The sequence below is a fragment of the Streptococcus suis genome (assembly GCF_019856455.1).
GTDB classification, from domain to species: Bacteria; Bacillota; Bacilli; order Lactobacillales; family Streptococcaceae; genus Streptococcus; species Streptococcus suis_AE.
Window position 1 is genome coordinate 119,295 of the sequence record NZ_CP082205.1, and the last position, 13,019, is coordinate 132,313.

Consider the following 13,019-nt stretch of genomic DNA (forward strand, 5'->3'; position numbering starts at 1 on the left):
ACCTGATTTCTTTTTTATTTATTAAATTGTCTGACAATTTAATTTATCTGATAATTATTATAGCACCATGATTTTTAAATGTAAAGAAGAAAATGTAAGAATTTTAAAAAAATTAATAAATTTTTATTGCAAAATCCGAATATTAGTAGTAAATGAAGAAACTCCGTTTGTTTCTTATGATATAATCAAGAAAGAATGACCTATATGGAGGATAATATGGTTTCAACAGCAACGACACTCGGTGGATTTACCTTTGATAATTGTTTGATGAATGCGGCAGGGGTTTGGTGCATGACCAAGGAAGAATTGGATGCGGTTAAGAACTCGAAGGCGGGTACTTTTGTAACAAAAACAGCAACCTTGGACTACCGCGCGGGTAATCCAGAACCACGTTATCAGAATGTTCCGCTTGGTTCTATCAATTCGATGGGTTTGCCAAATCAGGGCTTGGCTTACTATTTGGATTATCTACTAGAATTGCAGGAAACGGAGCCAGAACGCACATTTGTTTTATCTGTAGTTGGAATGTCGCCTGATGAGACTCATGAAATTTTGAGAACTGTAGAAGCCAGTGATTTTAAGGGGTTGACAGAGTTAAATCTTTCTTGTCCTAATGTCCCTGGAAAACCGCAGATTGCCTATGATTTTGAAACGACAGAAACCATCTTGCAGGAGGTCTTCACTTACTTTACCAAACCACTCGGTATTAAGTTACCACCTTATTTCGATATTGTGCATTTTGACCAAGCAGCAGCGATTTTCAACCAGTTTCCTTTGAAGTTTGTCAACTGTGTCAACTCTATTGGAAATGGTCTATATATTGAAGACGAGCAGGTGGTCATTAAGCCTAAAAATGGTTTTGGAGGTATAGGCGGTGAATATATCAAACCGACAGCCTTGGCAAATGTCCATGCCTTCTACCAACGCTTGAAATCGGAGATTCAGATTGTTGGGACTGGTGGCGTCTTGACAGGTCGGGATGCCTTCGAACACATCTTGTGTGGCGCCAGCATGGTCCAAGTTGGAACAACCCTGCAAAAGGAAGGTGTGGCAGCCTTTGAACGCATTACGGCTGAATTGCAGGCCATTATGGCTGAAAAAGGCTACGAGACCATTGAAGATTTTCGTGGCAAGCTACAGCACTTAGATGATTGAGAACATCTGTTGAAGACATAAAAAGAAGCTAACATTGTACCGTTCTCCCAGATAGTCTTTTAGGGGGTCACGAGGTGATAATGTTAGCTCTTTTTAATGGTCTGTGAAGATCGGTCTGATAATCGTTTGAGGAATGGAATACATAGTCAGAAACATATATTTGTGAGATGGAATTCTGATTTTATTTAGATTTTTTAGCAAAAATGTCGTATACTAATATTAGAACCTCTATTTATAAGTGATGTACTTTTATGGAAGAAATATTTTTTTGAGGGACTACTGACTGTATTTTGAACAAAGGTTCTTAAGTAGGGAGTATGAGGGTAAAGGTATGGAGAAAAGAGCGAACTATATTCGCAGAAAACGATATGCGTCCTATCGGACAAAGATGCATTTGTTTTTTATCTGTGGCTTAGCGACTATTATCTTGGCGATTATTATTGTAAGCGAGCACCTAGTTCCTAGGCTGAATCAGGCCTCAGAATCAATGCACTCAGATAATTCTGTTCGCATCATGGCTCATGGGGATTTGCTCTATCACCTTCCCATCCTTCGTGGGGCGGAGTTGGCAGACGGTCAGTATGATTTTTCTGAGAATTTTACCTACGTAAAGCCCTGGATAGAACAGGCTGATTTCGCTATCGCAGACTTTGAAGGGACCATTTCCCCAGATGTCGAATTAGCAGGTTACCCACTTTTTAATGCGCCTGCCATTGTCGCCAACAATATCCATGATGCAGGCTACGATTTGGTGGACTTAGCCCATAATCATATCTTGGACTCACATCTATCAGGGCTGATTTCCACTGTCAATACATTTAGAGATGCAGGTGTGGATACAGTCGGTGTCTACGCCGAAGGCAATCGGGCAACTGCACCACTCTACATTCGAGAAGTCAATGGTATCCGTATAGCTGTCCTAGCCTATGCTTACGGTTTCAACGGGATGGAGGCTTTGCTGGGTCAGGAGGAATATGATGCCTATTTATCGGATTTTGATAAAGAAAAGATGCGGGCAGAGATTGAGCGAGCTGAGAAAGAGGCGGATATTACCATCGTCATGCCTCAGACGGGTGTGGAATACCAGTTGGAGCCTACGGAGGAACAGACCAGTTTGTACCATCAAATGATTGATTGGGGAGCAGACATCGTTCTTGGTGGGCATCCGCATGTAGTCGAGCCCGCAGAGATTATTGAAAAAGATGGCCAGAGAAAATTGATTATCTATTCGATGGGGAATTTCCTGTCCAATCAGCGTATTGAGAGCATGGATGATACACCAAATTCCCAATGGACCGAGCGGGGTGTCTTGATGGATATAAGGATTCAAAAAGAGAATGGGCAGACAAGTATTCAAACTGCTCAAGCCCATCCAACCTGGGTGAATCGTATCTCTCAGGGAATGTATTCACTGGATGGTTATGAGCGTTTTAGCTATCAGACTTATGTATTGGAAGACTGGGTCGCTGGTGGTCGATACTATGGACAATTGGATCTAGATACACAGGCGCGTGTGGATGCAGCCTATCAAGAAATGAAAGACTTTGTCAATTTGGTATGGTGAGGAGAGAGAAGATGACAGTTCGATTAATTGCAACAGAAGTAAGAGTTCGGTAATTGATACAACAGAATATAGAGAAAGCCTTGGAAGTAGTTGTTTCCAAGGCTTTTTATCTATCCTCAGCAGTAGATGGGGCAAAGGGAGAGGTTGAAGGGAAGGATGACTTCTCATTGAGACACCCTTGATTTGTAAATCGTTAAATTTTAGAGAAATATTCCCCTTATTTTTTATTTACCAGTTTATCAAAATGGCTAGTATAGTGTAATTTTAACTTGTCTTCTCCTAAAAGATCGAGCACTTGTATGGCTTGTTTCATTTTTTCAATTCCTTTACCTGATCGCTTAAATTCAAAGTAGCCAGTAGCATAAAGAAAAACAGTTTGTTCATAAAAGTTTAGTTCATTGTCTAATAATTTTTTTATCTCACTAATCAAATAGGAACAATTTGAAAATTTTTCCATATCTATGCTAAGAATGAAACAATTTATAGCTAGCTGAGTAACGATTCGCTTATTGGTTTTATTTAATGAAGAATAGATGTAATTATGTAGCATTTCTTTTGTTAATAGGAAGTAGGAGTCGTAATTAATTGTTCGCACACAGTTACCTAATAAAATGATTTCATAGTAACCCCAGTTTTCAATTTTAAAGAGATAGTCTGTTAGTTGAAGCAACTCTTCATCTGATGGAACAATGTTACTGTCTAGTGTATGTAGAATGGACTTTACCATAGTTCTCACATACGGATTTAAATTATATTTTGAAGAGTTTGAAAGTAATGAGGCTATATTATCTATATTTTGCGATGAATATTGTTTACGAATATACTGCATTAATTTAGCAAATGATTCTGTGTTGGTATAATCACTATCATGAAGAATAAGAAATTCATCTAGAGAAATGTTTAATTTGTCTAAAATATTGATAAGTCGAACACAAGATATTTCTGACTCTCCACGTTCAAAACGAGATATTTGTGATTTAGAAAGATGCTCATCTGCTAGAGAACATAGACTGATTTGTTTTCCTTGTCTTACTTTTCTCAAAGTTTTTCCAAGATGTAATTTCATCTGATTTCCCACTTTCCCAACAAAAAATTGAACTAGTTTTATTTATTGTACAATAAATAAAAACGGAAAGGAAGTCCAAGTATGAAGAAAATATCAAAACTTATCCCGATTTTGGTATTGATTATGGACATCATTATCATTGTTGGTGGGTAAATCGATTAGGTGTACACCTAATTCTTTAGGCATATGCCTAAAGAATTGTTGCCTATTAGGTAATAAGGAGACGTGTACTTATTTTATCCAATAAATAGTGAGGAGGTGATACAAATATACAAGTAATAAATGGAGTAGAAAGCTGAAAGAGAATTATAGTAGTAACACTTTAATTTTTCTATATTAAATTAAATAAAGGGCAGTTGTTAGATTATAAATAAAAAATAGTATAATAGGTCCATAGATTATATGATTTTTTATAGCTCAAGTCTTTATTATTATTGCAGGAATATTGCTAGACAGGGTTTAAATAATCTTTAGTTTTATTGTAGAATCTGTTATAGATAATTTACTAAAAAATATTATTTAACAGAAAAAATAGATTGACAAAATCTATCAAGTATGACGCTATGTATGCGAAAAAATTTAAAGGAGGATTGGCTAATGGTTAAAGTATCGTTGATAAAAAATGACAAATTGTCAAATGTACAAAATATAACAGGTTTTGCACCTGTTATTGGGTATGAGCCATGGGCTTTAAGGACGATAGAGAGTGTTAAGCAATCATTAGTAGATGGACAACCTATTTTAATCCGTATTCATTCTGCACTATCTTATCCTACAGATAGTGATAGAAATACAGCTAAGTTAGATATGGAATCTCATGCGGTATTAATTATTGGATATGATGATTTTAAGCAAGAATTCGATATTCTAGACCCTTGGAGAGTTGATTGGAACGGTTCAAAAGGGGGACTTTCAACCATTAAATACGAAGCACTTCCTATAGTATGTGTTAATGCGACGGCTGAAAAGAGTACTCGTTGTTCACTAATTCAGAAGAAAGTAGCTGTGTATACAGATAAGTTTTATAATACCAGCGTTAGTATTGATTTTGGATTTTATGTCCCCAAAGGATACATAATAGATCAAAAACAATCTAAATTTACTGAGTTTGATGTAACTGCATCTTACACTTTAAACGGATCAGTATTCACTTATCATAATATTATTCGTGGTGAATGGTGGGTAGGGCAGACTGCAAAAATGGAAATTCCGATTGGTAAGGATATTTCTGAGGAAGTAGATGTGCATTTTGCTGTATCATCTAAATTAGTGGGAGATAGACCATACCACTATGAAGATATTATAAAATTTGAGTTTAATGAAATGGTTGATGTGACTAGTAGCTCTCAGCACAAATATAAGCAGGAATTTGACCTTAATAAGGTTGTAGTTTAAGTAATTAAAGATATCATATTTGTATATGATATCTTTAACTGTATAGAGGTGAAGATATGTTTAGAAAAAAATTAATAGAAGATATTGAAAATACTAATTTGCTATTTTCTAATTTAAAATGGGCTTTACCTATTGATGGATTAGTTAGAACTCCGTTTTTTGATCCTGAAAATCCACAAGATGGATATGTAGTATTTTATTCAGAAGTTAAGCAAGAATATGGTATTATAAAGTTCAATATTTTTACTGGTGAAGTTTTATGGACACAGAGTGTAGTCAACGGAGGATATGGGACACCCTTAGTATATAAAAATTTAGTTATTGTATTGAAGGAATTTGATTCTATTGCAGCATTTTCGAAAGAAGACGGAAAATTTATTTGGGAATATAGAGGGTGTGGGCGAGTACGAAGTTCACTTAATATTATTGATGATAAAATAGTATTTTCTTCAAGCAATATAATTTATTTTATAACCGAAGATGGAAAATTAGATTTTAAAATAGAAAAAGAAAATTCTTTCTTTTTTGGAACAATATCTTTATTTAATGGATATTTATTGACAATGTACACTAAGAATGACGCATTAACGCAAACATCTCATATTGTCATAGGTGGTCTCAATCTTGATGGAGGAGCTCTTTTTGAAGTTGATTTGGGCGAGAGCTATATTATTAGTGCAGACACATCTGGTTTTTTCTTATCGGATGATAGTATATTTGTTTCCTGTGGAGAAATCGTATTCAATATCAATGCTAATTCAGGAAGTATACTTTGGGAACAACGAATATCAGGTATAGCAGGGAGACATTTACCCGTAGTAGATAGTAACAACGTTTATACTACAACTCTGTCAGGGAATATATATTGTATAAATAAAAAATCTGGGGAAATAGATTGGATAATAGAAACAAAAGAAGGTTCAATTGTGGCTCCTCCTAGTATTTTTAGAAAAACTCTTTTGGTTTTAGCTGATTGTTCAATGTACTTTATTGATAAGGTAACAGGTAGAATATATGATCGAAAGGTGATAGGACACTCTCCTTATAGTGCGATTACAATACAAAGTAATTGCATAATTGTGGGCGGTGGCGAACCACCAGCACATGGTTTATTACAAGGATATCAAGTATCTGCAGATTACCCTGATGAATTGCTCATAAATCATTTTGAAATAGGAGATATTGTAGAAAATAATGAGTTACAGGTACTGATAAAGATAGATAGTGATGATATAGAGAATATCAAGATGTTTCCAGCAGTAATATCTCAGAAAGAAATTCTTATAGGTGATAGGATAGGAGAAAGTAAAATATTTTCATTTTTAGTCCCTCTCAAAAATAATAATGTAAAGGGAATGTATTGTGTACCACTTAAGGTTACTTTTAAATCAGGACTAGAGAAAATAGAGCCTATAATTATTGGGTTAAGTTCTAATAATTTATTACCAAGTTCTTTTAAGTTAAATCATTTATATCGGAATATACAGCAATCGGATTATTATAATAGTGGAGCGGCAATTGCTGAATTTTTATTTAGTATTTATGGAAAAGATATGAAACAAGATGAGTTTAGGAAAATCATTGATTATATAAAAGAAAGAAGTAAGTGGAAAGATGCAGATTTTCAAACTTGGAGATTAGTTTTAAAAAGAGCATTGAGTTCGCCAGCAACAACTTTAGAAGAATTTATTATAAATGAAGAGGGGATAGAATGAATAAAAAGCGAACAATAAGTTTTTTTAGACAATTAATTAAAAGTATAGGAATTACTCAAGTTTGTATCTATGTAGGCATCATAGTCGTTTTATTCTTATTGATAGGAATCCAGCCTTTTTTAATATCTGAACTTTTTTCATTTACTAAATCAACTATAGATTATACTTATCTATTCTTACTTTTATTATCATTTTTATCTGTATCATTTGTAGCGTTTCCGAAAAATTATATGTTGCAAAAAGTCAGAAAAGTTTCGAAATCTATTGTTTTTAAGGACATATCAGATAAAAGTTATTCTAAGTTCGTTGATATGAATTTAGGAGAAGTTCAAAATTTAGCATCTGAAATTTCATACTCAGCTAGATCGCTACAGTATGAAAGTATTAGTTTTATTTTAAATGTTATATTGATTATCTCTTTGTACGCATTTTCGCTTATAACCTATGATATTTTTATTGGTGGCGTTTATATATTATTTTGTAGTCTTTATCTATGGCTATCTATTGTATTTTCAAAAGATAATGTTCGCCTGATTCAAGATGCGTTGGATTCAACTAGTGAGACCAATTCCTTTTTTGTTGATTATTTTCAAAATGTAGAGGTAATTATTTCTACATTTAGACAATTTTTTGAAACTAAGAAATACGATACAATTTTAAGCAAAGAGCAAAAAACATATTTTAATCTACAAAAAAGGATAGATAGTCATCAGTTATTGTTACAGTTAATTCTATCAGTTATGACTGTTGTCATGATTGTATTAGTATTAAATAAAAGTAGTGATGGTAGTATGGCTTATATCCTAGTCTTAGTTTACTCATCTATTCATATGAACGGATTTGGCAAACAATTTTTATCTGTTTTAGAATCCCTAGATCGATTAGATTTAGCTTTAGATAAAATTGATTTTGGTAGATTAAATAAGGTATCTATATCACATGAGAATACAGATACAGATAGTTTGATTTCTTTAAAAAATGTTCAATTTTCCCATGGTGATAAGAAAATTTTTGATAATTTAACATTCAGCATTCGAAGAGGAAAATTTATTTTAATTAGAGGAAAAAATGGAACGGGAAAGTCAACTTTATTAAAGTTAGTAAAAGGGATGATTACTCCTGATTCTGGAAGCGTTACGCATTATTTATCTTCAGAACAAATAGGGTATTTATCACAAAAGATGACTTTATTTGATCGTACTTTGAAAGAGAACATGATATACCCTTTGGATAAGGTTGATGATGCCTTGTTAATGAACCTAATCGCAGAATTAAAAATGACAACTCTTATTCAAGATGTACATGGATGGTCTGAAAGAAAACCAGGTGATTTTGGGGATAAGTTGTCAGGTGGGGAAAAGCAAAAGATATTGATTGCCAGAGGTATAATCAATCAATATGAAGTTTTATTATTGGATGAAATAGATTCTGCTTTAGATTTAGAAATGCAGACTCAATTAATGACTATTTTAAAAAAATATTACCAAAATAAAACCGTCGTTATGGTAAGTCATAGGAAAATAGAAGAGTCGTTCTTTGATGATATAATTGATATTGAAACGATTAATTGAAATTAGAATAAACATTAGTTGTTCGAGTCAATTTTTTAGTGACTATAAGATTATTCATAGTGGTAATAAAATTATTCGATTGCATTGGTGAAGTTAATTCTCAATACTCACAGGTATGTCCCAAAAGAATAGTTAGATTTTATTGGGGTAGTGATATAGACCACGGAGTAACTTTGGATGAACTAAAAAATTTATTGATAACTAAAGATATTAAGAAATGTCGAAAAAATACACTTTACATTCTTCGGTAGCATTAAAAAGCCTCTCTTAATTTTTGGGGATTATGTTTCATGCTAACTGTGTGGTATAATAAAAGAAATTATACTAGGATTTAAGATGCACACCCTACATGGTTTTTGCACCCCCTTGAAAGGGAAAAGGTTAGATTGTATGATAAAGCTGATAGCAACAGATATGGATGGCACATTCTTAGATGGTCAAGGAAGTTTTGATAGAGAGCGATTTTCGAGGGTCTTGGATCAACTAGATCAGAAAAAGATTCCTTTTGTTATCGCTAGTGGCAATGGAATTGGGCGATTGCTACAATTATGCCAAGGATTTGAGCAACGACTGATTTTTGTAGCAGATAATGGAGCCCATGTTTATCAAAATGGCCAAACCATGATTCGACGGGCTATTCAGCAAGAAGAAGTCGAAGCTATACTGCATTTTTTCAAAGGACGTTGGGCGGATGTATGTCTGATGTTATCCAATGAAGAAAATATCTATATGCAGGCGGGAGCCGGACAGCCTTTTGAGGGAACGGATTTACCGATTGAACCTGCCCAAATGGCTGCCTTTCAGAGTCGTGTGACCTATTTAGACGACCTCAGTGCCTATCCTATTTCTGAGCCGATTTATAAGGTTGGTCTCTGGGTTCCTGAAGCGCGTGTGGAGTCGATAACGGAAGGCTTTAATCAGGCCTTTCAAGGCACTCTAGTGGCAGTCACTAGTGGCTATGGCTCCATCGATATCTTGCCAGAAGGGATTCATAAGGCATGGGGCTTGAAACAGGTTTTGACCTGTTTGGATATCGAACCTGAACAGGCAATGGCCTTCGGAGATTCGGACAATGATATCGAGATGTTAAACTATGTAGGTTATTCCTATGCCATGGAAAATGCGACAGACAAGGTCAAGGCAGTAGCCAAGTACCGAGCTCCCAGCCATTTGGAAGCTGGTGTGCTTCAGGTCATTGAAGAATATATAGACAATATGTAAAGACCCCCAGTTGAGAATTCGTGGATTTACCTGTACACTAGAATAAAAAAACAATCAACTTCTAACAGGAATTACCACACTCAATTGGAGGTCTTATATGTTTCATTTTACCACACTTTTCATCGGAATGGATGTTCACAAAGAAAGTTTTTCACTCTGCTATTATGATATGATGACCAATCAATTCAAACATAGCACTAAAGTTAGTCCAAATGTTAGCTATATTGTGAACTATGTGAATGAGCTTCGTCGTTTATATGGTCAAGATGCAGAAGTGTTATGTGGCTACGAAGCTGGATGCCTCGGATTTACCCTATATCACCAGCTACAAGCTCACGGGATTCCCTGTATCGTGATGGCACCTACAACGGTAATGAAGGAAGGATCTAAGCGTGTTAAGACTGATAAGAAAGATGCGGCTCAGCTCGCAAAAGCTCTGGCCTTTCGTAGCTATCAGCCTGTTCATATTCCTACTGCTGAGGATGAACAAGTCAAAGAATATATCCGTATGAGAACAGACCACAAAGTGGCTCTGAAGAAAATCAAACAACAAATTCTTGCCTTCTGTCTCCGACATGATTTTCGCTATACCGAGGGAAGCAGTAATTGGACACAGAAACATGTTCGCTGGCTCCGTTCCCTAAAACCTGAGGGACTTTACGCAGAGATTTTGACAGAATATCTATTGACCTATGAGAAATTAGTAGATCAAATAGAACGGTATGATGCACGAATTGAGCAACTGGGTCAAAGCGACAGTTATCAAGAGAAGGTCTCACGGCTTTCTTGCTTTATTGGCATTAAAACACTAACTGCTCTTTCCATTGTGACAGAAATCGGTGATTTTAATCGCTTTGCGACAGCTCAACATTTTGCTTCTTATCTTGGGCTAACTCCTAGCGAAAATTCTAGCGGCGACAAGGAGAGAAGAGGTGCTATCACCAAAGCTGGGAATAGCCATGTGAGACGACTTCTGATAGAAGCTGCACAATCATTGGCTAAGGGGACGATTGGGTATAAATCCAAAGAATTGAAAAGGAGACAAAGTGGAAACCGAGTGGAGGTGATTGCTTATGCGGATAAGGCTAATGAACGCTTAAGAAGACGTTATCGCACACTTGTTCTAGGAAAAAATAAGAAACAAAATGTTGCTAAAACAGCTATTGCACGAGAATTGTCTGGTTTTATTTGGGGGATGATGACAGGAAGAATAGCTTGAAGTTAGCGCTTGTTTTCATGTACACTTTTGACCATTAAGTTTTATCATCGCAGAGCGATGAGGAATCCCTATTTCTATCCAAAATCACTGGGTGAATTTGGACAGAAATAAGGATTGAAATCATGTTTGAATGGAAAGTATCTTGAAGGAGTTTAGGACTTCAAGGTTTGAGTCATCTACGAAACGACTAAGTGGCACAATTGTGATCCACGCTTATAGAGAGTAGGACTCGCGGCAGAACCATTGACCTGTAGGTAACCAATCCACGAATATCAGAGTGGCCAATGCCCGAAGCTAAGAACTAGGCTCTTTCTAGATACTTTTCATTTTTTAATCAGTTCGATTGTTTTTACTTGACAAAGGGCTTTACATATCAGTCGTTTAGTTTGCTTTTAGTACTAGCTTCAAAGGTTCGGGGAACCTTTGGAGGCTGGAAATAAAGCGAACAACGTTCGCATCAAAAAGTCGCAGGCTGTACTGGAGTACGGCAAAGCGAGTTCAAATCACTCCTGTGGAGTGTTTGAAGTTGGAAATAAGGAAACGACGTTTCCTCGCTCGTCGAAGTAATCAAAGATAAACTAAATGACTGATATGTAAAGCCCTTTGTCAAGTAAAAACAATCGAACTGATTAAAAAATGAAAAGTATCTAGAAAGAGCCTAGTTCTTAGCTTCGGGCATTGGCCACTCTGATATTCGTGGATTGGTTACCTACAGGTCAATGGTTCTGCCGCGAGTCCTACTCTCTATAAGCGTGGATCACAATTGTGCCACTTAGTCGTTTCGTAGATGACTCAAACCTTGAAGTCCTAAACTCCTTCAAGATACTTTCCATTCAAACATGATTTCAATCCTTATTTCTGTCCAAATTCACCCAGTGATTTTGGATAGAAATAGGGATTCCTCATCGCTCTGCGATGATAAAACTTAATGGTCAAAAGTGTACATGAAAACAAGCGCTAACTTCAAGCTATTCTTCCTGTCATCATCCCCCAAATAAAACCAGACAATTCTCGTGCAATAGCTGTTTTAGCAACATTTTGTTTCTTATTTTTTCCTAGAACAAGTGTGCGATAACGTCTTCTTAAGCGTTCATTAGCCTTATCCGCATAAGCAATCACCTCCACTCGGTTTCCACTTTGTCTCCTTTTCAATTCTTTGGATTTATACCCAATCGTCCCCTTAGCCAATGATTGTGCAGCTTCTATCAGAAGTCGTCTCACATGGCTATTCCCAGCTTTGGTGATAGCACCTCTTCTCTCCTTGTCGCCGCTAGAATTTTCGCTAGGAGTTAGCCCAAGATAAGAAGCAAAATGTTGAGCTGTCGCAAAGCGATTAAAATCACCGATTTCTGTCACAATGGAAAGAGCAGTTAGTGTTTTAATGCCAATAAAGCAAGAAAGCCGTGAGACCTTCTCTTGATAACTGTCGCTTTGACCCAGTTGCTCAATTCGTGCATCATACCGTTCTATTTGATCTACTAATTTCTCATAGGTCAATAGATATTCTGTCAAAATCTCTGCGTAAAGTCCCTCAGGTTTTAGGGAACGGAGCCAGCGAACATGTTTCTGTGTCCAATTACTGCTTCCCTCGGTATAGCGAAAATCATGTCGGAGACAGAAGGCAAGAATTTGTTGTTTGATTTTCTTCAGAGCCACTTTGTGGTCTGTTCTCATGCGGATATATTCTTTGACTTGTTCATCCTCAACAGTAGGAATATGAACAGGCCGATAGCTACGAAAGGCCAGAGCTTTTGCGAGCTGAGCTGCATCTTTTTTATCAGTCTTAACACGCTTAGATCCTTCCTTCATCACCGTTGTAGGCGCCATCACGATACAGGGAATCCCGTGAGCTTGTAGCTGGTGATATAGGGTAAATCCGAGACATCCGGCTTCGTAGCCACATAACACTTCTGCATCTTGACCATATAAACGACGAAGCTCATTCACATAGTTCACAATATAGCTAACATTTGGACCAACTTTAGTGCTATGTTTGAATTGATTCGCCATCATATCATAATAGCAGAGTGAAAAACTTTCTTTGTGAACATCCATTCCGATGAAAAGTGTGGTAAAATGAAACATATAAGACCTCCAATTGAGTGTGGTAATT

11 protein-coding genes are annotated in these 13,019 nt (G+C 36.1%); 9 read left to right on the forward strand and 2 right to left on the reverse strand.

Translation table 11 applies throughout. The annotated features are described in order from the left end of the window. Positions 1-216 precede the first annotated feature (216 nt). The 3 genes from K6969_RS00660 to K6969_RS00670 all read left to right on the forward strand — a co-directional run bounded on the left by K6969_RS00660 (position 217) and on the right by K6969_RS00670 (position 2,901). Entirely contained in the window at positions 217-1,155 is a 939-nt protein-coding gene (locus K6969_RS00660) for a dihydroorotate oxidase (RefSeq protein ID WP_171943122.1), read from the forward strand. A gap of 331 nt (positions 1,156-1,486) precedes the next feature. Further along, complete coding sequence (locus tag K6969_RS00665) at positions 1,487-2,719, forward strand: CapA family protein (RefSeq protein WP_171943123.1); 1,233 nt, start codon at positions 1,487-1,489, stop codon at positions 2,717-2,719. A 53-nt stretch (positions 2,720-2,772) separates the two neighbouring features. Further along, the gene (locus tag K6969_RS00670) at positions 2,773-2,901 is read left to right on the forward strand and encodes a hypothetical protein (protein ID WP_264294679.1); all 129 of its coding nucleotides are present in this window, start codon (positions 2,773-2,775) and stop codon (positions 2,899-2,901) included. A 35-nt stretch (positions 2,902-2,936) separates the two neighbouring features. Here K6969_RS00670 and K6969_RS00675 read toward each other — a convergent pair whose 3' ends face one another. Continuing rightward, positions 2,937-3,785: a helix-turn-helix domain-containing protein gene (locus tag K6969_RS00675; protein ID WP_029943134.1), complete on the reverse strand. Its 849-nt coding sequence runs from the start codon at positions 3,783-3,785 to the stop codon at positions 2,937-2,939. A gap of 81 nt (positions 3,786-3,866) precedes the next feature. On the opposite strand from K6969_RS00675, the gene K6969_RS12330 reads away from it, so the two are divergent. The 6 genes from K6969_RS12330 (at position 3,867) to K6969_RS00700 (ending at position 10,906) form a co-directional block, all read left to right on the forward strand. Continuing rightward, on the forward strand, positions 3,867-3,938 hold the full coding sequence (locus tag K6969_RS12330) for an SHP2/SHP3 family peptide pheromone (RefSeq protein ID WP_133057281.1): 72 nt from the start codon (positions 3,867-3,869) through the stop codon (positions 3,936-3,938). 444 nt (positions 3,939-4,382) lie between these two features. After that, positions 4,383-5,180, forward strand: coding sequence for a C39 family peptidase (locus K6969_RS00680; protein ID WP_024394723.1), 798 nt, complete (start codon positions 4,383-4,385; stop codon positions 5,178-5,180). A gap of 56 nt (positions 5,181-5,236) precedes the next feature. Then, positions 5,237-6,895 carry a PQQ-binding-like beta-propeller repeat protein gene (locus K6969_RS00685; RefSeq protein ID WP_171943124.1) on the forward strand — a complete coding sequence of 553 codons (1,659 nt, stop codon included), beginning with the start codon at positions 5,237-5,239 and terminating at the stop codon, positions 6,893-6,895. Then, entirely contained in the window at positions 6,892-8,466 is a 1,575-nt protein-coding gene (locus tag K6969_RS00690; protein ID WP_044775198.1) for an ABC transporter ATP-binding protein, read from the forward strand. The genes K6969_RS00685 and K6969_RS00690 overlap by 4 nt, the downstream gene beginning before the upstream one ends. 390 nt (positions 8,467-8,856) lie before the next feature. After that, positions 8,857-9,687, forward strand: coding sequence for a Cof-type HAD-IIB family hydrolase (locus K6969_RS00695; RefSeq protein ID WP_172020426.1), 831 nt, complete (start codon positions 8,857-8,859; stop codon positions 9,685-9,687). A gap of 97 nt (positions 9,688-9,784) precedes the next feature. After that, the gene (locus K6969_RS00700; RefSeq protein ID WP_321537345.1) at positions 9,785-10,906 is read left to right on the forward strand and encodes an IS110 family transposase; all 1,122 of its coding nucleotides are present in this window, start codon (positions 9,785-9,787) and stop codon (positions 10,904-10,906) included. Between the two features lie 963 nt (positions 10,907-11,869). Here K6969_RS00700 and K6969_RS00705 read toward each other — a convergent pair. Beyond that, positions 11,870-12,991 carry an IS110 family transposase gene (locus K6969_RS00705; protein ID WP_061366882.1) on the reverse strand — a complete coding sequence of 374 codons (1,122 nt, stop codon included), beginning with the start codon at positions 12,989-12,991 and terminating at the stop codon, positions 11,870-11,872. Positions 12,992-13,019 lie beyond the last annotated feature (28 nt).